General features: G+C 35.6%; 18 protein-coding genes. 9 read left to right on the forward strand and 9 right to left on the reverse strand.

From position 1 onward, the window contains the following. Window positions 1–15: 15 nt before the first annotated feature. The 5 genes from MR062_RS00425 to MR062_RS00445 form a co-directional block, all read right to left on the reverse strand. Window positions 16–789, reverse strand: a complete 774-nt coding sequence (locus MR062_RS00425) for a creatininase family protein (protein WP_242202079.1) — start codon at window positions 787–789, stop codon at window positions 16–18. A gap of 32 nt (window positions 790–821) precedes the next feature. Further along, window positions 822–1,478: a GDSL-type esterase/lipase family protein gene (locus MR062_RS00430; RefSeq protein WP_242202080.1), complete on the reverse strand. Its 657-nt coding sequence runs from the start codon at window positions 1,476–1,478 to the stop codon at window positions 822–824. Between the two features lie 179 nt (window positions 1,479–1,657). Next, entirely contained in the window at window positions 1,658–2,791 is a 1,134-nt protein-coding gene (locus MR062_RS00435; protein ID WP_242202081.1) for a sialidase family protein, read from the reverse strand. Window positions 2,792–2,814: 23 nt separating this feature from the next. Beyond that, window positions 2,815–4,896, reverse strand: coding sequence for a GDSL-type esterase/lipase family protein (locus tag MR062_RS00440; protein WP_242202082.1), 2,082 nt, complete (start codon window positions 4,894–4,896; stop codon window positions 2,815–2,817). A 33-nt stretch (window positions 4,897–4,929) separates the two neighbouring features. Next, the gene (locus MR062_RS00445) at window positions 4,930–6,084 is read right to left on the reverse strand and encodes an AGE family epimerase/isomerase (RefSeq protein ID WP_242202083.1); all 1,155 of its coding nucleotides are present in this window, start codon (window positions 6,082–6,084) and stop codon (window positions 4,930–4,932) included. Between the two features lie 133 nt (window positions 6,085–6,217). Between MR062_RS00445 and MR062_RS00450 the strand changes: the two genes are divergently transcribed. Next, window positions 6,218–6,937, forward strand: a complete 720-nt coding sequence (locus tag MR062_RS00450; RefSeq protein ID WP_242202084.1) for a FadR/GntR family transcriptional regulator — start codon at window positions 6,218–6,220, stop codon at window positions 6,935–6,937. Window positions 6,938–7,017: 80 nt separating this feature from the next. Here the strand turns inward: MR062_RS00450 and MR062_RS00455 are convergent, their stop codons facing one another. The 3 genes from MR062_RS00455 to MR062_RS00465 all read right to left on the reverse strand — a co-directional run bounded on the left by MR062_RS00455 (window position 7,018) and on the right by MR062_RS00465 (window position 13,067). Then, window positions 7,018–7,920 (reverse strand): dihydrodipicolinate synthase family protein, encoded by a 903-nt coding sequence (locus tag MR062_RS00455; RefSeq protein WP_242202085.1) that lies wholly within the window; start codon window positions 7,918–7,920, stop codon window positions 7,018–7,020. 373 nt (window positions 7,921–8,293) lie between these two features. Further along, the gene (locus MR062_RS00460; protein ID WP_242202086.1) at window positions 8,294–9,802 is read right to left on the reverse strand and encodes a RagB/SusD family nutrient uptake outer membrane protein; all 1,509 of its coding nucleotides are present in this window, start codon (window positions 9,800–9,802) and stop codon (window positions 8,294–8,296) included. Window positions 9,803–9,812: 10 nt separating this feature from the next. Next, window positions 9,813–13,067 (reverse strand): SusC/RagA family TonB-linked outer membrane protein, encoded by a 3,255-nt coding sequence (locus MR062_RS00465; protein ID WP_242202087.1) that lies wholly within the window; start codon window positions 13,065–13,067, stop codon window positions 9,813–9,815. A 537-nt stretch (window positions 13,068–13,604) separates the two neighbouring features. Between MR062_RS00465 and MR062_RS00470 the strand changes: the two genes are divergently transcribed. The 4 genes from MR062_RS00470 to MR062_RS00485 all read left to right on the forward strand — a co-directional run bounded on the left by MR062_RS00470 (window position 13,605) and on the right by MR062_RS00485 (window position 17,750). Next, window positions 13,605–14,624 carry a LacI family DNA-binding transcriptional regulator gene (locus MR062_RS00470; RefSeq protein ID WP_242202088.1) on the forward strand — a complete coding sequence of 340 codons (1,020 nt, stop codon included), beginning with the start codon at window positions 13,605–13,607 and terminating at the stop codon, window positions 14,622–14,624. A gap of 349 nt (window positions 14,625–14,973) precedes the next feature. Further along, window positions 14,974–15,120, forward strand: a complete 147-nt coding sequence (locus tag MR062_RS00475; protein ID WP_242202089.1) for a hypothetical protein — start codon at window positions 14,974–14,976, stop codon at window positions 15,118–15,120. A gap of 117 nt (window positions 15,121–15,237) precedes the next feature. Further along, window positions 15,238–17,067, forward strand: a complete 1,830-nt coding sequence (locus MR062_RS00480) for an ATP-binding protein (RefSeq protein ID WP_242202090.1) — start codon at window positions 15,238–15,240, stop codon at window positions 17,065–17,067. 8 nt (window positions 17,068–17,075) lie between these two features. Further along, the gene (locus MR062_RS00485) at window positions 17,076–17,750 is read left to right on the forward strand and encodes a helix-turn-helix domain-containing protein (protein WP_242202091.1); all 675 of its coding nucleotides are present in this window, start codon (window positions 17,076–17,078) and stop codon (window positions 17,748–17,750) included. Between the two features lie 235 nt (window positions 17,751–17,985). Here MR062_RS00485 and MR062_RS00490 read toward each other — a convergent pair whose 3' ends face one another. Continuing rightward, window positions 17,986–18,462, reverse strand: a complete 477-nt coding sequence (locus MR062_RS00490; protein ID WP_242202092.1) for a DUF456 domain-containing protein — start codon at window positions 18,460–18,462, stop codon at window positions 17,986–17,988. A 142-nt stretch (window positions 18,463–18,604) separates the two neighbouring features. Between MR062_RS00490 and MR062_RS00495 the strand changes: the two genes are divergently transcribed. The 4 genes from MR062_RS00495 to MR062_RS00510 all read left to right on the forward strand — a co-directional run bounded on the left by MR062_RS00495 (window position 18,605) and on the right by MR062_RS00510 (window position 22,381). Further along, on the forward strand, window positions 18,605–18,964 hold the full coding sequence (locus MR062_RS00495; RefSeq protein ID WP_242202093.1) for a BlaI/MecI/CopY family transcriptional regulator: 360 nt from the start codon (window positions 18,605–18,607) through the stop codon (window positions 18,962–18,964). 2 nt (window positions 18,965–18,966) lie between these two features. Beyond that, window positions 18,967–20,580 carry a M56 family metallopeptidase gene (locus MR062_RS00500; RefSeq protein WP_242202094.1) on the forward strand — a complete coding sequence of 538 codons (1,614 nt, stop codon included), beginning with the start codon at window positions 18,967–18,969 and terminating at the stop codon, window positions 20,578–20,580. A gap of 2 nt (window positions 20,581–20,582) precedes the next feature. Continuing rightward, window positions 20,583–21,716: a tetratricopeptide repeat protein gene (locus MR062_RS00505; RefSeq protein WP_242202095.1), complete on the forward strand. Its 1,134-nt coding sequence runs from the start codon at window positions 20,583–20,585 to the stop codon at window positions 21,714–21,716. Between the two features lie 188 nt (window positions 21,717–21,904). Then, window positions 21,905–22,381, forward strand: coding sequence for a hypothetical protein (locus tag MR062_RS00510; protein WP_242202096.1), 477 nt, complete (start codon window positions 21,905–21,907; stop codon window positions 22,379–22,381). Window positions 22,382–22,383: the final 2 nt, after the last annotated feature.

A 22,383-nucleotide genomic window follows, 5' to 3' on the forward strand; every position in this document is an offset into this window, starting at 1 on the left:
CAGACAAAGGCCTATTTATTCGTACATATTATTTAAGTCGGCTAGGTGTAATTCATTAAAGAACGCCGCCATTTTATCGGTTACGGCATCAAAGAATTTCTTCCCATCTTCTTTGGTTGCTCTATAAGGGTTTCCTACTCCTGTATCATGTGTAACATCAATCCATTTACGTTGGGCAGTAACCCACCCTTCTTTTAGACCAGTTAGTTTAAATTGTTTGGCTGCACCATCTCCTGCAAATTCCATTGGTAAAACAAGGCCTGGTGTTAAATACATTACTACCGCTGTTTCCAATTCACCAGCATGATCTCCTGGCTCATTAAAAAATGAGCTTGCATTGGTAACTTTCCACCAATCCAAAGCACAAATAAATACATCTGGATAGATTATTGAAAGTTCTCGAATCATTTGTTTAAAATGATTGCCCCCATGGGCGTTAACAATAACTAACTTAGTAACCTTGTGTTTGTTTAGAACAAATCCTATGTCCTTTAAAATTGCTAATTGTGTGCTTGGATTCATGTTTATGCATAGGGGAACATCCATCTGACCAGTATTTACACCAAATGGAATGGTGGGAAGTACAATAACCTTTGCCTGTTGTTTCCATGCTTTTCGAGCTGCTTCAATGGCTACCGATTCGGCAAGAATATTATCTGTGGCGTACGGTAAATGATAATTGTGGGCTTCGGTTGCACCCCAGGGCAAAATGGCAACGGTATACTGCTCATCTTTAATCTGTTTCCAGTTAGATTCTGCTAAAACATAGGGTCTTGGTGTCGTGTTCATGATGCTTGATGGTTTTAACACTTAGCCGTTATTTAATTCATAAGATCTTTAATGTGGCGTCTCCATTTTTTATAGCCTTTTTTAGTGAGGTGGAGACCATCATGGGTAAAGCTAGGTTTTAATGCTCCCGATCTATTACAAAATGCTTTGTGTAAGTTAATATATTCTAAATTAAATCTTTTAGATAGCATTTGCAACTTCCTATTAAGTTCAAGAATAGCTTCTTGTTTGCTTTTGTGGCCGGAAAAGCGATTGCCTACCTTGGGGTTTACTGGAAGAACACTTTGTATATATATGATGGTTTCTTTTGAATGGTTTTGGATTTGCTTTACTATGTCTTCATAACGTTCAATAATATACGATACACTTTTGCCTTTGGCAAGATCGTTGGTGCCAATCATAATAAAGACCTTTTTGGGGAACGATGCGGTAATTTCGGGTAGCCGATATAAAATGCCATCTGAAACATCGCCACTTATACCTCTGTTCCTTACATTTTTTTTAGGAAAATGTTGTTCCCATTTACCTCCTTCGGTGATACTGTTCCCTAAAAATATGATCTCATCCTTAGTGTCTGGAGTATTGTCGAATACTGCTTTCCTTTCGTAGTAATATTTTGAAAAGGAAGGTTGCGCATGACATACACTTATGGTTGTTAAAACCAGAGCGATGGCTATAACTTTGTTCATTTGTTATTTAATTATAGGTTAAAAGCCTGCAACCTACCTATCGACAGGTAGGTAGCATTGAAATTAATTTGTTTCTATAAATTTGAGAAGTTTAGCTAAACCTCATTTATAATAAAGAGATTCCTTTCTTGCCTTAAGAAGGCAAGTTATACTTTATGGTTACATCTATTAGCTGTTGTTTATTGATGTTTTACGGGAACTTTATAGCTGTCCTTGCCATCGGTTAGCCATTTAAGTGAAAAGCTTACGAAGGCATTTTCGGTGTACTCGTCTTTTTCAAAAAACACACCGATGTCCCCATTTTTTAAAACGGTTAGTGACGAATAGCCTGAAGGGCCTTCGTAAATGGTTTTGCCTTCGGTCCAGGTTTTGCCTTCATCATAACTTACACGAACCGTTAAGTTGGTGCGTCCTTTATCTGATTTGGCATTTGAAAAAAGGATTCGGTTTTTTTGATAACCATCTTCAATACTGGAATATCTAATAATACTGGCATTACAAGCAGGGTCAATAAGATTGGGTTCTGGTCTTGTATGCCAAGTCTCTCCCTGGTCTGTTGAAGTGTGAACATAGCGTATCCCTTCTTTGGTATTAACTCTGGAGTTGATCATTAACGTGCAATCGGCTAGTTCTATAATTTTAGACTCATCGGCTGGGGTAATGGATACATCTTTATAAAACCAGGTTTTGCCATGGTCGTTACTTCCAAAAACATATAAGCCCTTATTTAGGTTTACCATTGTATGTAATAATTTACCAGATCGGGTTTGTACACCGCGTCCGGAAGTAATAAACTTAAAGTCCTTGTGCCATTCTGGTTTTGCAATTTGGGAGGTTATATCATCTGGAGAGCTCCATGTTTTGCCATTATCGGAACTTTTCACAACATGGAGGTAGTAAATATCTTTTTCTTTATCTAAATCCATGTAATTGTAGAATAAAAAGATATCACCTGTAATATTATCAACAATCATAGAGGGGTCTGAAGCCGATTGCCCCAAAGGGAAGTCAACAACAGTTTCAACTGATGTCCAGGTCTTTCCGTTGTTTTGACTTCTTCTAATAACGATATTAATGTCTTTGCTACCTCTTAAATCGGCACAGGATGGGACGCGTTCATCAATAGCGGCTATAAGATCGCCATTAGGGGCGGTTACAATGGCAGGAATACGATAACAATGGACATTACTGTTTGTTGAAGCATTAAACAAATCTTTGTGAGCCTTTACGCCTTTTGCTATCTGAAATGTTTGGTTTTGGGCGGTGCAGCCTAAGGTTATCAATCCTAAAAAAAATACAATTACATGTTTCATGAGTGCTGTTTTTAATGCTATTTTTATTCGTTGTTAATAGTTGTAAATGTTGAAGCAGGTAGATCGTGTTGGTTCACCAAATTCCCTTGGGAATAAGGAGAACAGGCATATTTTACAAAGCGTGGGTCCTTTATCTTTTCCGACCATACTATCAAAACATTGTTTCTAATTTGTGCTTTTGCCTCTACAAACCGTTTGTCTTTTCCAGCAATCTGAATATCCCTAACCGGGTTTCCGTCGTTGGTTTTCAAGCCTTCCGAAAAGGTAAAATGCACTTCTAATTTACTGTTATTTATATTGATATAATCAAACAAAGGCCCAGAATAGGGTCTATTTATATTATAAGTTTTAGCCAATGCGATATATGATAGTCGTGTGCCTACAACCCATTTTTTATTGGGATGTACATTTGTTGGGTGTCCCACATCTAGGGTTACGGCCATTCCTGTATAGGGAATTTCCATTAGCTGTCTTTGTGAATTTCTAAAAATGCCCCAAGTGGGCCTGTTAATACTGCTTAGTTGAACATAATAGAAGGGGAGTTCGGGGAGATTCCAATGGTGTCGCCAATCGCTTACTAACCTGTTGAACAATTTTGAGTGCAACTGCACATGTTCTGCATTCGATTCGCCTTGGTACCAAATTACACCATTTATGGGATAGTTGGTAAGGGGGCGAATGCCTGCATCAAATAAAAAGGTTGGTTGGTAAGGATGTCTTGCTTTAATAGCTTTTGTGATGCCATTCAAATTTTTATGAATCCGCTGTGAAACCCAAGTATCTACCATAGGGTTTAAATGGGTGTCGTTAAGCAAATCTATCGTTTCATGTGTTTGTTCCATAGTTTCCCGGCTTACCCAACTTTGGGTTGGCGAGCCACCAACAGCATTGCAAATGATGCCAATAGGAATTTGTAGTTGCTTTTGAAGGTTATATGCAAACGCATAAGCCACAGCCGAAAAATTACCGAGGTGCTCTTTTGTAGCCGATTGCCAGCCAGTATTTTGAAAATAGTCGCCTGCATTGCAATGTCCCAGTTCGGTAGGTGTGAATTGTTTATCGGACAATGCCTTACCATTCATGGAAAAAATAAAGACATCATCATTTAAGGAATCCTTTAAAACATTCGAAGCATGTTCCGTTTGGCTTACTTTAAATGCCATATTCGATTGCCCAGAAGCTAACCATACTTCTCCAATATAGACTTTGTTTATAAAAATCGAGCTGTCTTTTGTGTAGATTTTTAGAGGATAGGGATCTCCAGCTTTCATGGCATTAAAAGGAATGTCCCAGGTGCCATCGAATTGCGCAGTTGTATGTTTGATTTGCTTGTTAAATTCTACGGTTATGGTATCATTATAATTGGCAGTACCATTAAAATTTATGGTTTTATTTCTTTGTAATACCATTTGTTCGCCATACAGGATAGGCAATTTCAGCCCGCCGTAATCACCTGTTATGGCGCTGTATATTTTTTGGGCAATTATGGCAGTACCTTCCTTTGTTGGATGCAAATTATCGGGGAAATATTCTGGAAAACGATATAGGGGTTCGTGCAAATTTATCAATGCGACATGGGCCGTTTTGGCAATGTGCTCAATGTTGTGTTGAATTTCCAAGAAGCTCTCTCGCATGCCTTCTTCAAACCAATGGTGTCCAGAGAACGTTGGTGTCATCTTGCAGATCATAACTTGGGGTTTACTGGGAAGGTTCTTATATATAGTAATCAGTTCCAGATAATCGGTAACAAACTCTTCTTTATGTTGTGGCCAATTGTTGTTGCCCTGGTCGTTTAATCCTAAGTGAATAATAACAATGTCTGGAGTAAACTCTAATGATTTTTTATAGCTTTCGGTATTCCAATACGGTTTATGGCCTTGTTTAAACAGGGTCGCCCCAGAGTGCCCAAAGTTGGAAACTTGGTAAGAAGTAGAGCCCAACAGTTCCTGCAACTGGGCGGGGTAGGCGTTGTGGTTTCTGTCCTCAATTCCTAAGCCAAAGGTTACACTATCTCCAATACAGGCTACTTTTATTTTTTGAGCCTGAATGTAATAGGCGGTAAGCAATGTAATAATTAGAATGCTATAGTGTTTTATCTGGTACATATTGAAATAGGAAATCAAAAGGCTCCAATTAGTTTAAAGATTTATGTTTTCAAATGCTTTCCAGCATTGGTACATCGCTCTGGGGACATGGAAACAGCCTTTCCATTTGCCGCCTTTTAAATGTAGCAACACTTCACCTTGGCGGTTTAAGTAGCCATACCATTCACCATGTTCGGGGTCATGAAAATGAGACCATGCGTATTTATGTACTTTATGGTACCATTTTAGAAGTACTTCATTATTGGTATACTGGTAGGCTTTTGTTAAGGCTACTAGGGTTTCTAAATGTACCCACCATAGTTTTTGGTCCCATTCCAATTGCTGGGGTGGGTTACCTTTTATGTCCATAAAGTAAAATAGACCGCCATAAGTGGTGTCCCAACTGTATTCCAAAATATTAATAATGGTCTGGGAGGCTTTATCTATTAAGGCTTGGTCATTTCTGCGTACACCTATGTCAATCATAAACCACATGGCTTCAATGCCGTGCCCAGGATTTAATAAGCGACCGTTAAAGCTGTCGTGATGGGTTCCGTCTGGTAAGACGTTTTCAAAGATTAGCCCCGTCTTTTTATCTAAAAAGATGTTCATAACCTGATGCACGCTATAGTCAATCGTTTTTTCTATTTCTTCCGGTTCCAGGATGTTTTCCAGTTCTAACACGAGATTGGATAAAATCATGGGGAGCGAAAAACCAATTAAGGGTCTTGCATTGGTGTTCTTTTCATACGGGCCTTTGGGATGGTCTTTACGTTTTAGAATATTGTAATAGGTTTTAATGGCCAGAGCTTTAATAGCTTCATCACCCGAAGCTTTGGCATATTGGCTAAAGGCCATAGCGGCAAAACAATCCGAAAAAATGTTATAGGCTTTAACCAACGGTTGTCCGCTGTCGGTAACAGAGAAGTAGAAATCCCCATTGTTGTCCATCCCATATTTTTTTAAGAAATCAATACCACTTTTTGCAATGGCTAACCAGTTTTCATTTTTTTCAACCTTATTATAGAGCATTGAAAAAGTCCAGGCTTGCCTTCCCTGAAGCCATATAAATTTATCGGTATCGTAAACGTTTCCTTTAGGATCCAGGCATGTAAAGTAGCCTCCGTTTACGGTATCGATTGAATGTTTTTCCCAAAAGGGGACCACATTGTTAAGTAGTGTGTCTTTATAGAGACTTGAATATTTCATATACTATAGTAATATTTTATATATTCGCTTTGGTTATTAAATAATATATTATATCTTTATATGTATGACATAATACAAAAATATAAAAATATATTTATTTTAGCATTAATATTTTAATAATTAGGATGTAACAATGAAAAAGCTTAGAAATATTACCCCGTTAGAGAATTTATCCTTAGTTGATAAGGTAGAAAACAGGTTAAAGGAGTACTTTAGGGAGAATAATTTAAAGATAGGCGATTCCATACCAAAGGAGTTGGAATTTGCTGAAGCATTGGGTGTTAGCAGAACGGTTATTCGGGAGGCGCTTTTACGACTGCGTACCATTGGGGTTATAGAATCTAAAAAACGAAAGGGCATGGTCCTTACACAGCCCGATATTATTCAGAATTTTGAAAAGGCCATTGAATATAATTTGTTGGGAGAACAAACGTTAACCGATATCTTCGAACTCCGTTTAATTTTAGAAATGGGGATGGCCGACCTCTTATTTGCAAGAATGACCAAAGAAGATATAGAAGATTTAGATACCATTGTTGCCGAGCAGGAAAAGGAAGAGGTCAATACCAGTATTTTTAGCTTGGAACATGAAATTGCTTTTCATGGTAAGCTGTATGAAATGTCCAATAATACAACATTGCAACGTTTTCAGGATTTGCTCTTGCCAGTATTTAGTTATGTACATGATAATATGTCTCCCGAAGCCAAGAATTTTAAATATTCCAAAGGGACTTTCGTAACGCATAGAGATTTGTTAAACATTTTAAAGACGGGTACACCGGAACGTTTTAGAGAAGCTATGAGAAACCATTTGGAACCGCATTTAGAAAAAGTATTGCACATGGCAAAATAGGCCAATAAGTTTAGGTCATCTCGTAATAAAAAAAAGAAACCTGCTTTTTAAGCAGGCTTTCTTTTAACTAACAATGATACTTATTTGCTAAACCATGGTTTTAAACCCATATTATCCAGTGTTTCTTTAATTTCAACATAGTCCTTATCGTTTAAGGTGGTATGTGGAAACCTACTAGGGCCACAATCTATACCCAATACTTTCATGAAGCCTTTGGCAACGCCATTAAAACCGCCTTTGCTATCTAATAGTTCTACAAACTTAATGGCTTTGGTCTGTAAATTGGCGGCCGCTTCCATTTCACCATTTTCAAATAGTTCTTTAATCTTATAATATAATGGGGCCAAATGGTTATAGGTGCTACCTACCCATCCGGTGGCTCCCAGTGGCAGACTGTTTATAAACAGTTCATCGTAACCAAATAGAACATTATATTTACTGTTAGCCTTAGTCTTACAATGCCCATAGTCTATCAAGTTATTATTTGTGAACTTGATACCGGCCAAATTAGGAATCTTGTCTTTGGCTTGTTCCAGAAATGAGACCATGTTTAAATGGGCTCCCGACAATACTGGTATATGGTAATAATAAAAAGGTAAATTGGGGGCGCAAGCTGCAATTTCTTTGCAGTAGTCTATGAGTTTGTCAATACTGTTCAACCTAAAGTAAAATGGTGCTATTGCAGCTATAGCATCTACTTTGTCGGAAGCATATTGGGCAAGGTCTTTAGCTACTTTAAGACTGGGGTCACCAACATGATCTATTAGATAGAGGTCTTTGGATTTATTTTCAGACCAGGCCAAAGTTATGGCTTTGCGTTCTTCAATGGTTAAAGAGGTAAAATCTCCGGTTGATCCGTTCATGAATACCCCCGAAACATTATTCCGTATTAAAAAAGGGCTATAATCCTTAATACATTCTGTATTTAACGAACCGTCTTTATGCATAGGTGCATAAGTTGCTGCTATTAGGTTTTTTACCATTAGTTATGATATTTATGCTTTTTTATAATTAAATGGAGATGGTTTAATTGTGTTCAATTTATAAAATATTTGTTTTTTATTGTTTCACTAAGGATTAAGTGCTGAAGAAAAGCATTTACTTTTAGGTTTCAACGTTTTTCCCCAACACTCTCAATCAAACTAACTCAAAACAAACTATTTAACTTAAACCCATTGTGCATTTTGGTGAAATTCTGTCAGTTCGAGTGAATTTTACGATTGAAATGAGTAAAATTTGTATCGAGAAAAAGAATTTTAGTTTTTGAAATTGTTCTCGATACGATTTTTTTAATAAAAAATCACTCGAACTGACATTTTTGAAATGAGTTTCCCCTAAATAAACAACGGGTTAACATTAATTGGTGTAACCTGGTGTTTGTTCCAATAGTGGGTTTCTACCAATCATATCGATTGTAATTGGTAGCAATAGCTTGTATTCATCACCAGGATTTAGGAAGCTTACTTCGTTAATTACAAAACTATTTCCTGCCCTTCTTAAGTCCCACCAACGTTTACCTTCTCCAATAAATTCTTTATACCGCTCGTTTAAAATAGCGTTGGCATTATTGGTTTGTGTACTGTTAACATAGGCATGGGTTGCAGGTACGTAATTAGTCCCATAAGCCCGTTGACGTATTTGGTTAATTTCACCTGAAGGATCTTCTCCTAACAAGTTTTTGGCCTCTGCTAATAAAAGGATAACATCGGCATATCTGTAAAGCGGCACATCGTTTTCAAAAATACGCTCCGAACCATCTACACGTCCTAAGAACTTTTTAAAGATGGATCCAAAATAAGTTGGCTCGTTATAAGATGCATATCCAGCACCACCATTGTTATCTGTGTATAATCTAATAAAGGTGGCATCTTTTCTAGCATCATCATTATCATCCAACAATAGTATGGTTTTCTCCGATTGGCCATACCTGTTCGCCCCCGAAATAATAAAGTCGCTCATCGATTCACCTGCATCATTATACTGAGGGTTGATTTCTGTACTTCTACCGGTTAAGCTATTATATATGTTGGATGCTTCGTCTCGTTTATATTGTATGGCAAAAATAAACTCGTTATTGGTTTCGTTAGGCACACCCCATAAATCGGAGATGCTTGATTCCAAACTAACTCCCAAAGAGCCAATTTGTTGTAAAGCGGTTTTGGCTTCCGTAAAATCCGCACTGCCACCGCCAAGTACGTTGCCAGACCAGATGTATACATCGCCTTTAAGGGCCAATGTAGCAGTTCTAGACCAAAATACCCGGCTGCCTTCCCAATAGCTACTATCTGAACCAAAAGCGCTTAATGAAGCGGCAATATCAGATTTTATTTGAGCCATAACCTCACTTTGGGGCGATCTTGCTCTACTTAATCCGGCCGGATCGATATCTGTAAATGGTTCGAGGATGATGGGTGCGTCTCCCCAGGTTTTTAATAGGGTGTAATAATAAAGGGCTCTTAACCCGTAAGCTTGTCCTAATAAGTGATTCTTATCTGACTCCTTGTTAAAAGTTACATTGGGTAGGTTTACCAAAAAGTCATTTAGCCTGTGAATTCTAGTGTATAAGCCAGCCCAACCACCAAAGGGTGCTGTAGCTACAGTAATATTTGATTCTATAAGGCTTTCGTTGGCAGGCGACTCGTAAGTGCGTCCACCCCATATATCACTTCTTATTTCTCCTAATAACCAAAGTGTTCCTGCAGATGATCTTAAATTGGTATACAATCCGGTATGTGCTGTTAATGCACCTTCTTCAGAATCCCAAAAACCTGCTGCTGTCAATTGACTGGGGCTAGTTAATTCCAGTTCATTCTCACAAGCACTTAGTGTTACCAGTGCCATTAGTAAGTATATATATCTTTTCATTTTTTTAAATTTAAAATGTTACATTAAGTCCGATTGTAAATGTTTTTGGAACGGGAAATGCTCCATATTGTACGCCACCAATTTCGGGCGTGTCTCCGCTCATACTCTTAAAATAATGGAGGTTAGTGCCTGTTAAGTATATGCTTAATCTTTTAATCACATCTTTAAAGTATTGTGTGGGTACATCATAACTAAGTGTTATTTCGCGTAATGCCAAATAATCGCCTTTTTCCCAAAATTTGGCATTACCATAATTTTGCAGGCTACCCGAAGACTCATTACCTCTCCAAACATTCTTTGCGCCGTTAACAAAAACAAAGCGTGGCCAATCAGTATCTGTATTAGTTGGTGTCCAAGAGTCTAAAACTTCAATAGGCTGTGCCAAATTACCCTGGGTTTGTCCGTAACCTTTATTTCTAATATGGTTCCACACTAAATGCCCGGTGGCAAAATCTGTTTTAACAAAAAGATTAAAGTTTTTGTACTTAAGGTTTGTAGTTAAACCTCCAACAAAGTCTGGCGTTGTACGTCCAATGACTTTTCTATCGAGTCCATTAATTATCCCATCATTGTTTTGGTCGACCCACTTTACATCACCTGCCCAGCGCTTATTGCGGCTAGCGCCTGGCATATATTCATCCGTTATACTATTATCTGCATCGGCCTCCGCTTGTGTGGCATAGATACCAGTTTGTTCGAAAGCAACTACTAGGTCATGACCAGATCGACGCCCTTCCTGGAATCCACCTACCCATTCTTCCTGTCCTGTTTTTGGGTTCCAAATTAATGTACCGCCCTGTCTGTTTAAATCATTATCATTGTCAGGAAGTTTTACCACATAATTTCTGTTACTGGTAAACGTTGCAGAAACATTCCAAGTTAAATCATTATTTCTAATAATGTCAGCATTTACCTGTAATTCAAACCCTTTATTTCTAATGGTACCATTATTGGTTAATATGCTACTAAACCCTGTATAGAAAGGTAAAGTTAGGTTTGCTAGTTTGTCTTTAATATCTCTTGTATAAATATCTGTGATGAATGACAATCTGTTATCAAAGAATGAAATGTCCAATCCGGCATTAAAGGTGGTTGATTTTTCCCAGAGAAGATCTAGCGTGGGTAGACCAGAGTTAGCATACCCTGTTTGCCCGTTGTAAACCCCTTGTTCTCCATACGAACCATAAACGCCATAATTGCTTAAAACATCTTGGTTACCATTAACACCATAGCTTAATCTGGGCTTAAGCCTGGAAATGGTATTGCTTAATGAAGAATTTTCAAAGAATGCTTCATTATGGGCATTCCAACCAAAAGAAACACCAGGGAAAAAGTCAAACTTATTATTTCCTAATCGTGACGAACCATCATTTCTAAACGTAAAACCTAGCAAATATTTATCATTATAATCGTATAGAAGTCTACCAAAAGTAGAGGTGATAACATATTCTGTTTCAAAGCTAGATGGTATTCCGTTGGCTTCAGCACCAGCATTAAGAGTTTCTATTAGGTCTGTTGGCGAATTTCTAGTTCCTGCTGAAGTAGAAAATAAATTATCTTTAAAATACTCTGCGCCTAGTAATGCATTTATGTTATGGTTACCAATTTTTTTGGTATAATTTAAGGTTCCTGTTAATTGGTTTCTTAGGGTTCTTCCTAAGCTTACGGCAGCTTCACGACCTGTACGCAGTGGTCCAGTATTGCTACCTACTCTATAAGCTTTGTTAAAACTTTCGTTGTGGTTATTTATGGTAAAATGACTTCCGTTTATAGATAAAGTTAAATCATCAATAATATCCCAATTAATACCAACAGAAGCAGATAAACGTTGTTCCAGGTTTTTTCTAACAAATTTATCTTGATAGTATAATGGGTTACCGAAGCCTTGGTTTTGTCCTACAGCATATTGGTCAGACCAAGTGCCATCTGGATTGCTGTCGTAGGTTCTTGAGGTTGATGCTTGTCCTTGGAATCTTCTAAAAACGGTATCGTCGTTACCTAAAGGACTTCGGTTTAAGTTTGAATGTGAGTATAAAATATTTGAATTTACTTTTACTCTATCTGTTACCTGATACGATCCGCTAAATTTTCCTGAATATCTTTTGAATCTAGAGCCTAAAACCAATCCTTCATTATCTAAAAGACCTAACCCTAAATAGTAAGATCCCTTTTCGTTACCACCATCAAATGATAAATAATGGTCTTTGGAGGCACTATCTTGATAAATTCTATCACCAACGCCTTTATTGTCATAAAAAAGAATTTCTTGGCTTGGATCTAAAATATCCGGAATAGACATCCATCCGGGTTGGTTTAATAAGTATTGGTTGTTCGCTGTTAAAAGCTGGGTTGTAAAAGGATCGTTCGTAGTGTTATTGCCAATGGCAGCACTGTGGTTTCCATTTAAAAAAGCACCAAAACTTCCTGGGTTGTTAACCACTTCTCGAAACCAGGCAATAGATTGCCTATTATAGTTTATATGATCTTTTGCTCCTAGGTATTTTTGATCATTCCTTTCATTATTAATACTGTATTTGTATTTGTAATTGATGGAAGATTTTCCTGTTTTTCCGGTTTTGGTTGTTACTAAAATAACACCATTAGCAGATCTGGCTCCATAAATGGCTGTGGCCGCAGCATCCTTTAATACTTCAATGGATTCAATATCATCGGCATTTAAAGCATAAAAGGAGCCGGGAATACCATCAATTAATATTAAAGGTGATCCAGATCCGTCGAAGTTTGTACCCCCACGTAATACTATTTGTGGTGTAGATCCTGGTTGCCCGGTTGTGTTGGTTACTCGTAAACCGGCTATGGTACCCTGTAAGGCCGTAGCAACATTAGATCGTGTTGAAGTTTCTAAAATCTGTGTGTCCAATTTAGAAACCGAGGTTGTTAATGTGGCCCGGGTTTGTTTACCGTAACCCGTAATAACCACTTCATCTAATATAGAAGTGTCTTCATTTAAAGACACGTTAATTACGGTGTTATTTGTTATAGTAATTTCAGCAGTTGCATATCCCACATAGCTAAACACCAGAACATCGCCTGTATTGGCATTAATGGCGTAGTTGCCATCAAAGTCGGTTGTTGTTCCTGTGCTGGTTCCTTTCACTAGAACGGTAGCGCCTGCCAGAGGCAAATTGTCTCCAGAAGAAACGACAATTCCCGTAATTGATTTTGTCTGTCCATAACTTAGTGCGGACAGGCAAAAGAATACTATCAGTACCAGATAAGTGGTAATAAAGTTCTTTTTTCTCATTTTGATTGCGTTAGATTAATTCAGTTAATAAAATATTAAGTATTATGTAATACATAATGCAATATTATGATAATATTTTATTTTTTCAAAACAATTTGAAGGTTTTAACAATTAAAGAAGCTACGAATCAATTGATTAATACACTTAAAAAAGAAAGAAGGTATAGAGAAACCGGAGTTAATTTAGGTATAGTTTGGGTATTTGTTGTAGCGACGTGCTTAGCTGAAGTTTTTGTATTTATGTGTGTTTTACATTATCGAATAACAATGATTTTGGTTTTTATGAAGACTTAAGATATATACCTTTTACAATCATCATGCTTAAGTGTTCATAGGCATTTGTTTAAGTTGTCTAATATCTAAAGTGAAAACCAATAATCTGTGTATCTAGATTTTTTGTTGTTATGGTTAATATGGTAGTATATTATACTTAAACCTATATTGGCGATTAAATAGAGCAGCTATATTTTTATATTATTGCACTAATACAAGCAGTATTTTTGTAAATTGCATCGATTAAAATAGTGCATTATTTTATATGGTTACTTTAAAACAATTAGCAAAAGAGTTAAACGTTTCTATCTCCACAGTTTCTAAGGCTTTAAATAATAGTGAGGAAATTGGAGAGGAAACCGTTAGACGTGTGAAGGAACTTGCCGAATTATACAATTATACACCTAATAAAGTAGCCTTAAGCTTAAAACAAAACCGAACCAAAACTATTGGGGTCATCATCCCAGATATTCTAAATCATTTTTTAGCGAAAGTATTATTTGGTATTGAGCGCGAAGCAACCCAAAGGGGCTATAATATCATGACATGCATTTCTAACGAATCGTTAGAAAAAGAAAAAAAAGCACTAGAGGTCTTGGCAAATGGGAGTGTAGATGGGTTTATTTTATGTGTAGCTGAAGAAACCCAAATAAAAAATGAGGTAAATCATTTCAAAAAAACGATGAGCCAAGGATTGCCCATTGTGATGTTCGATAGGGTCGCCCACGATGTGTTTTGCGACAAGGTAATTGTAGACGATTTTGATGCAACTTATAGCGCAACTAAAAGATTACTGTCCGAAAACAGAAAAAAAATAGCTTTCTTTAGCAGTATTGATGATTTAAGTGTTGGAAAACTTAGGGAGCATGGTTATAAAAAAGCCATTTTAGAAGATGCGAACCAAGATATTTTACTGCTTAAAGTAAAAAAGGAAGACGATTATCAAGAGAAGATAGAGGCTTTTTTCAAGGCTAATAAAAATATCGATGGCGTCTTGGCAGCCGATAGTGCTTCTGGGATAATTGCTGTAAACACTGCATTGCATTTAGGTTTAAGGGTGCCCGAAGATATATCGGTAATAGGTTTTGCAAGTCAATCGGTATCACAACATTCCATACCAAAGCTAACGACCATAAGACAACATGCTAAACAAATTGGTGCTAGCGCTGCAGACTTGTTGATTAAACGACTTGAGAAAAGGCATGATGAAGAATTGGAGTTTAAAACAACAATTGTTAAAACAAGTTTAGTGAACAATCAATCCACTCTAAACAAAATAATATAAGTCTTATTTCGTTTATCGATGAAATGCATTTTATCGATAAAAAATGTATTTCATCGATTTTTGTTGTTTTTTATGATCACTTTATCCTAGTTTAGTTCACTCTTAGCGATAAAAGCACAATCCCCTCAGTGCGCTAAGAAAAATTAATCCATTTTTTATGACGGTATAGTCATATTTCCCTCAAAATTTATAAAGTAAAAATCGGTTCGCTTTTGTGCGTTCGATTTTAAAGTTAATTATCCATTTTTTCCCTCGTTAAAGGTTTTGGTTTGCCAAAGGCTTTATCAAGTAGTGTTTAAAATTTTTTAAAACAATAGAAAAAAGAGTTTAACCTTAAAATCGAATATTTATGAAAGCCCTAAAACTTACATTACTAGTAGCTGTGTTATTTGCAGCCTTTACATCATGTACTAAACAAGACTTAAACGAGGATGATGTGTTATTGGTTCCAACAGTCGACCAAATTTTAGATACCGGTGGTGTTGGAGATGACTAAAATTACGTTTTAATAGATTTATTAATCCCGTACAAATTTGTATGGGATTTTTTGTTTTAGAATGATTTTACAAAAATTATGGATACATTTGGGTGAAAAGAAGGTAAATCGCTTTAATTGAAATTTAAACTACACTATATCGTCCTATTTTTTGGTGTTGTTATACATGCCCAAATAGAACAAAATATACAAAGGGTTGATTCTATTCGTGGCCATATAATAAATAGCGAAGCTACCGATTCGGTTTTTATAGCCAAAGAATATTATAAAATTGGAGAGCTGTATCGAAAATCTTTATTAAGTGATACGGCCTACTATTATTATCAAATAGCCGAAAAGGTATTTAGAACAAATAATTATAGGTTAGAAACTGCTCAAACACTTTATGGTATAGCTGTTTGCCAAAGGAATAACAAGGATTTTACGGGAAGTGAGGTGACTTCTATAGAATCCCTAACCTTTTTGGGTGAATTAGAAGAAAGTATCGAAGTTAATAAGTATAAAGCCTATAACTATAATAATTTGGGAGCTGTTTTTAATGAGCTTGGGCAGTTTGAAGAATCCGTAATGTATTATAATAGGTCTCTTGAACTTAAAAAAAGTTTGAATGGCAATTTTGAAGGAAGTATTGCTACAACTGAAAATAATTTGGGTTATACCTATAAACAATTTGGGAAATATGAATTGGCTAAAGCACAATTTGAAAAAATTTTGAAAAACAAAGAGTTAATAGATGATTACTCTTCCATACATCTATTGGCATTAGGTAATTATGCCCATACATTATTTCTTTTAAAAGAGTTTGAACAATTGCCAGAGCTCTACCTAAAAGCATTAAAAATTTGCGATAGTACAAACCAGGAATACCATTCCATTATTATTCACCAACATTTAGCAGAGTATTATAGCTATAAAAACCAAAGAGATTCGGCATTATATTATGCCTACAAGGCCAAGGACATTTCAGAAAAATATAATAATGATGACCTGCTAAAGTCATTATTAATTCTTTCAAAAATAGAGGAGAAGGATAAAGCCATTACATTTTTAAAAGAGTATGTTAAGCTTAATGATAGTATTCAAAAAACAGAACGTGCCATTCGCGATAAATTTGCTAGAATACGCTTCGATACACAACGTGTAGAACAAGATAATATCCGTATCGCTAGAGAGCGTATGTGGCTTATAGTGCTCTCCATTGGATTGGCAGTAGGGCTACTTTTAGTATATATAATTATAACACAACGTAACAAGAACAAGGAATTAAAGTTTATCCAACAGCAACAAGAGGCCAATGAAGAAATCTACAACCTTATGTTATCCCAAAACGAAAGTATTGAAGAGGCCAGGGTGATGGAAAAAAAGCGCATATCCCAAGAATTGCACGATGGGGTTTTGGGAAGGCTATTTGGTACGAGGTTAAGCTTGGATAGTTTAAATATGGCCACAAGTATTGAGGCCATAAAAAACAGGGGTCAGTATATAGAGGCACTTAAGACTATAGAGGAAGATATTAGAAAAGTATCCCACGAGTTGAATACCGATTTTGTGTCTGGTAGCGGATTTATTGATATCTTAAAAACTTTGGTAGAGACACAGTCTTTGGCCTATAAATTAACCTGTAAATTAGATTACGATGAAGTTATAAATTGGGATGCTGTACCCAATAAAAAGAAAATACATATGTATAGAATTGTGCAGGAAACATTGCACAACATATATAAACATGCCAATGCTAAAAATGTATATATTAGTTTTAAATTAAAAAATAATGTAATTTGCCTAACCGTAAAAGACGATGGTTCTGGTTTTGATGTTAATAAAGCCAAATCTGGAATAGGCCTAAAGAATATGACATCCAGAATTAATGAGATTGAAGGAAAAATAAATATTGAATCGGAACCAGGAAAAGGTACCAGAGTAAGCTTAGAAGTCCCCATACCTTAGCGATAATTATGACCGAAAAAATAAAAATATTAATGATTGATGACCATCCCATGATTATTGAAGGTTATCAAAACACATTACAGTTTACAAAAGCTGAACATCAAGAATTATTCATAGACATAGCCAATAATTGTGATGAAGCCGTTAGGTTTATGGATAAATCCGTAGCAAACAATACCCCATATAATGTCTTGTTTGTAGATATAAGTTTACCACCTTCTTCCGATGGAACCATGAGTTCTGGAGAGGATTTGGCCGAATATGCGCGCAAAATTTTACCCTTGGCCAAGATTATTATTTTAACCATGTTTAACGAATCCTTTAGGATCCATAATATTATAAAAACTATAAACCCTGAAGGCTTTCTTATTAAAAGCGACTTGACTTCCAGCGAACTGGCCAGTGCCTTTCAGGCGGTGCTATATAACCCGCCATTTTATAGTGGTACCGTAAACAGCCATATTAGAAAAACGATAACCAGCGATATTGTAATTGACGATAAAAACAGAAAGATACTGCACCTATTGTCGCAAGGGGTTAAAACCAAAAATTTGGCATCGCATTTAGATATGTCTTTGAGTGCTGTAGAAAAAAGAAAAAAACATCTGAAGGAATTATTTTGCGTAGAAGATGGCGAGGATGAAACGCTTTTGGATGAAGCCAGAAAACAAGGATTTGTTTAAAACTTTTTTTGGTCGCAAACCTAGACTACCACTATGTTTTACAGTTAATCCGTAATAGGGTTACGGTTTTTCCGTAATAAAAAGTTTAAAATTATGTTTAAGTTTGGAATATCAACACTACATTTTAATTAATCCCTCAAAATTTATTGTTGATAATAGCAATTTACATTAGCCCTGTGGAGGTGAGAGACCACAGGGTTCTTCTTTTTTATGTACTAAATCTACTTCTGTGATGCTATGCGAGTATTCCAATAAAGAGCCCCAAATAAATTACTGCTACGATAAACTTAATAAAGGTTGACGTTAAAAAGCCAATAAAGGAACCGAAAGCAGCTTTAAAAGCTATTTTGGAATCGTTTTTATTGATGAGTTCGCCTATTAATGCCCCAATAAAAGGGCCAATTATAATACCACCCGGAATAGGGGACAATAGTCCAATAATTAGCCCAATGGTGGTCCCTAGCATACCCCACCTACTACCACCAAAACGTTTGGTGCCCATAGCAGGAATGATATAGTCCAATACCCAAATGAGAATGGCAATCAATAAGGTTATAATCAAGAATGGTTTGTCCATTTTAACGATATCCGTAAAATGAACAATAAGCAAGCCCAACCAACTGGTAAGTGGCCCGGGAAGAATGGGTAAAACACTTCCTATAATACCAAGAACCATAAATAAAGAAGCAACTGTAACTAAAATAATATCCATTGATAAACTCAAATTTTACAATAGGTAAGACGCATTCTCAAGTTAAATGTTACATTTTTAAACTAAAAAATTAGTTCAAACTAATATTTTAGTTATATTTGATGAACTAATTTTTTAGTTCAATGTTTTAAAAGTTATAAAAATGAAACAACTTACCAAGGCAGAAGAGGAGATTATGCAAATATTATGGCAGTTGGAAAAAGCTAATGTTAAAGCCATAATAAAACATTTTCCAGACCCTAAACCAGCATATAATACGGTGTCTACCATTGTGAGAATATTAGAGAGTAAAGGTTTTGTAGATTATGAAAAGGAAGGGAAAGGACATGTCTATTTTCCACTTGTAAAACAACAGGATTATAGTAACCAATCCTTAAACAAGTTGGTGGATAACTATTTTCAAGGTTCTTTTAAAAGTATGGTGTCCTTTTTTGTGAAGAAAAATGATATTAGCCTAAAAGAATTGGAATCGATTTTAAAAGACATCAACAAAAAAGACTAATTATGATACATTATATTATTGAAACTATCGCCTTTCAGTTGTTTTTCTTATTGATTTATGATCTTTTTTTAAAAGGAGAGACCTTTTTTAATTGGAATCGGTTTTATCTTATTATTACGGCTGTATTGTCCATAGTATTGCCATTTATAAAGTTGGAAAGCTTAAAAAAGGTAGTGCCACCTGAGTATGCCTATTCATTGCCCGAAGTTATTTTAGGACAATCTCCCATAAGTACAGGTAATCCAAATTTATTGGATGCTGTGGTAATTCAAGGTAGTGAATCCATGTCCTACTGGGGAATTATATGTTATATGGGCATGGGCTTAGCAACATTCATCTTTCTTGTAAAAGTATTTAGGATACTACTATTAATCCTGAAAAATTCCAAAGTCAATTTTGGTAGGTTGACTTTAGTTAAGCTGTTAAATAGCAATGCCGCTTTTTCCTTTTTTAAATATGTGTTTTTAGGTGAATTGCTAAAGGAAGAAGAAAAGCAATCCATTTTGAAGCATGAGGTGGTTCATGTTAAACAGATGCACAGCTTAGATTTATTGCTTTTTGAATTATTTCGTATTGCCTTTTGGTTTAATCCGTTAATATACATGTACCAAAACAGAATTACCGCACTGCATGAATTTATAGCCGATGCCGAAGCGGTGAAACACGAAAGCAAATCGAAATATTACCAAAACCTATTGGCCCAAGTTTTTGAAACCCAAAAGATATCATTCATCAATCCATTTTTTAAACAATCATTAATCAAAAAACGAATCGTTATGTTACAAAAATCAAAATCCAAACAAATCAATCTTTTAAAGTATGTTTTATTAGTTCCAATGGTGTTTGCCATGGTACTATATACATCATGCGAAAAACAAAGTGAACGTACTCTCAATGAAGAAGCTAACTTAAGTCAATTTAGTTATTCATTAAAAAAAGGAGAAAAACTAGAAGGAGCGAAGCAGATAATACATGAGAAATATGAAGCCTTTCTTAAGGCTAATAATAACGACTATGTGAGTTGGACACATATGGATAGCAAAAATAATGTAGTGAATTATAGTGTCCACCCAGTTAGTGAAAAAGTGCCTGAAGGTTTTTCGAAAAGCGAATTAAGTTTTCCAGATGGGTCATCGTATATGGCCTATTTTAATTGGGGTACTCCACCATCACCTCCAAGAGAGCTTACTGAAGCGGAAAAAAAGGAAAGAGAAGAAGAACTTTTAAAGTTAAAAGAGAAATATAAAGATTCATTAGAGGTTCCTTTAGTTATGATTGATGAAGTTCCATTATTTCCAGGCGGGGAATATCTGGAGTCTAATCAAGAACGTAAGAGTTACTTATCAAGGAAGATTGCTGAATTTGTAAACAAAAACTTCAATACAGACTTGGCAGATTCATTAGGTTTAGAGGGAAGACAACGAATCAATGTTATTTTTAAAATAGATACTCAGGGACGTATTATAGATGTTAGATCAAGAGCACCACACAAGGTTTTAGAAGATGAAGCCATTAGGGTTATCAAAGCATTGCCCAATATGATTCCAGGAGAAAATAATGGCAAAAAAGTAACGGTACCCTATTCATTACCCATAATCTTCCAAGTACAAGATTAGATATGTATAGACTAACGCTTTTAGTTATAGTACTACTGCAATTTAAAACCGAAGCCCAAACTTCGGTTTTAAACATTGCAGATAGTTTATTTGTACATGGTAATTACTCCAAAGCTATAGAACACTATAAGTTATGTGAAAATCAACAGGAAGTATATAGTAAACTGGCAAAGGCCTATATCGCTATTGGTAATTACGACGAAGCCCTAAACCAATACGAAATAGGTGTAAGGTTAGATTCCAACAATGCACTACAAAAGTATGAATATGCCAAATTACTTTCTAAAACCAAGAATTATCAAGCATCTTCCAAATTGTTTGAAGCATTAATACAGTTAGATTCCCTAAATCCAAATTATTATTATGAGCTTGGCTTAGTTAAGGAACAAACTAGAGATTCCACAACGCAATATTATTTTAATAAAACCTTTCAGCTAGATAAAACACATCAAAAAGCCATATTTAAAATAGCAAAATACCATCTTGTTAAAAGAGCCCATGATACGGTAAACTATTTTGTTGATATAGGGTTGAAATCGTATGCCAATAATAAAGAATTAATTAGTATAAAGGCACAAAATTATTACTGGCAAGAGTATTACGACAAAGCGATACCTTGGTTTGAAAAACTCCTCGATTTAAATGAAGCATCACAATTTATATATGAAAAATTAAGCTTTTGTTATGCTTCCATTTATGAGTATGAAAAAGCTATCAAGTTTCAGGAGTTGGCATTAAGGTACGACCCACAAAATGCAACAAACCTCTATATCCTTGGAAAACTATATGAAAAACTTCAAGAATACGATAAGGCTGAAACCTATATTAAAGAAGCTTTGGCCATTTTGGATAAACCGTTAGATGCAGAGTACATGCAATTGGGAATTGTACTTAATTGGCAAAAAAAATATAAAGAAGCCATAGAAGTTTATCAAAAAGCCTTAAAAGAAAACCCAAACAACGAGCGCGTGCACTTTTTTTTGGTACACACAAAGGATGCATATTATGAAGATATTGACACGAGAATAAATCTGTATGAAAGCTTCAAAGAGAAGTTTCCAAAGAGTTTTTATTTAAACCAAGTTAACTATAGGTTAAATGAATTAAAAAAGGAAAAATTTGAAAAAGCTAATTAATTAGGATACATAATTCGGATTAAAAACCAAAAAATCGTATTTTTCGGGTATATATTAATCCATGAAACCGTTATGTTTAAAATAACCATTAAGATTTAAACGAATAGTTATTTTAAACAGATAAGGTTACATGCTCGCACTGAGCATAGTCGAAGTGTGACCACTTAAAAATCAATAATGGTGACCACATGAATAAATTCTGTGTGTTTTTGATAGGGCTTGCACTGTTTTCGTGTGAGTATTTTAACGTGAAAAAAACATCACCGGAAGCTATCTTACAGGAAGAGTTAAAAACTTTTAATTGGGAAGAGGTCGATACCTACCCCAGCTTTAAAGTTTGTGATGCTTCCTTGCCTAAGCAAGCCCAAAAACAATGCTTCGAGCGCGTTTTAAGGGAGCATATTATGGCTAATTTACAAAAGGAAATTATTGTGGTAACCCAAGACATTAACGATACTTTGAGCCTTGAATTCAAAGTATCTGAACATGGAGAGGTAACACTTCAAGACATCGAAATGGATTCCATTACCTTAAGTGAAATTCCAAATATTAAAGCCTTACTCTATAAAAGTTTAGATTCCCTACCAAAAGTTTTTCCTGCAATAAAACGAAACCAGAATGTTAAAACGGAGTTTAAGCTGCCTATTATTATTCATGTGAACTAGAG

The organism is Aestuariivivens insulae (assembly GCF_022662195.1).
Taxonomy (GTDB): Bacteria; Bacteroidota; Bacteroidia; order Flavobacteriales; family Flavobacteriaceae; genus Aestuariivivens; species Aestuariivivens insulae.

Coding starts and splice junctions, on each gene's coding strand:
- MR062_RS00425 (WP_242202079.1), bottom strand. CDS start 789: ATGAACACGACACCAAGACCCTATGTTTTAGCAGAATCTAACTGGAAA.
- MR062_RS00430 (WP_242202080.1), bottom strand. CDS start 1,478: ATGAACAAAGTTATAGCCATCGCTCTGGTTTTAACAACCATAAGTGTA.
- MR062_RS00435 (WP_242202081.1), bottom strand. CDS start 2,791: ATGAAACATGTAATTGTATTTTTTTTAGGATTGATAACCTTAGGCTGC.
- MR062_RS00440 (WP_242202082.1), bottom strand. CDS start 4,896: ATGTACCAGATAAAACACTATAGCATTCTAATTATTACATTGCTTACC.
- MR062_RS00445 (WP_242202083.1), bottom strand. CDS start 6,084: ATGAAATATTCAAGTCTCTATAAAGACACACTACTTAACAATGTGGTC.
- MR062_RS00450 (WP_242202084.1), top strand. CDS start 6,218: ATGAAAAAGCTTAGAAATATTACCCCGTTAGAGAATTTATCCTTAGTT.
- MR062_RS00455 (WP_242202085.1), bottom strand. CDS start 7,920: ATGGTAAAAAACCTAATAGCAGCAACTTATGCACCTATGCATAAAGAC.
- MR062_RS00460 (WP_242202086.1), bottom strand. CDS start 9,802: ATGAAAAGATATATATACTTACTAATGGCACTGGTAACACTAAGTGCT.
- MR062_RS00465 (WP_242202087.1), bottom strand. CDS start 13,067: ATGAGAAAAAAGAACTTTATTACCACTTATCTGGTACTGATAGTATTC.
- MR062_RS00470 (WP_242202088.1), top strand. CDS start 13,605: ATGGTTACTTTAAAACAATTAGCAAAAGAGTTAAACGTTTCTATCTCC.
- MR062_RS00475 (WP_242202089.1), top strand. CDS start 14,974: ATGAAAGCCCTAAAACTTACATTACTAGTAGCTGTGTTATTTGCAGCC.
- MR062_RS00485 (WP_242202091.1), top strand. CDS start 17,076: ATGACCGAAAAAATAAAAATATTAATGATTGATGACCATCCCATGATT.
- MR062_RS00490 (WP_242202092.1), bottom strand. CDS start 18,462: ATGGATATTATTTTAGTTACAGTTGCTTCTTTATTTATGGTTCTTGGT.
- MR062_RS00495 (WP_242202093.1), top strand. CDS start 18,605: ATGAAACAACTTACCAAGGCAGAAGAGGAGATTATGCAAATATTATGG.
- MR062_RS00500 (WP_242202094.1), top strand. CDS start 18,967: ATGATACATTATATTATTGAAACTATCGCCTTTCAGTTGTTTTTCTTA.
- MR062_RS00505 (WP_242202095.1), top strand. CDS start 20,583: ATGTATAGACTAACGCTTTTAGTTATAGTACTACTGCAATTTAAAACC.
- MR062_RS00510 (WP_242202096.1), top strand. CDS start 21,905: ATGAATAAATTCTGTGTGTTTTTGATAGGGCTTGCACTGTTTTCGTGT.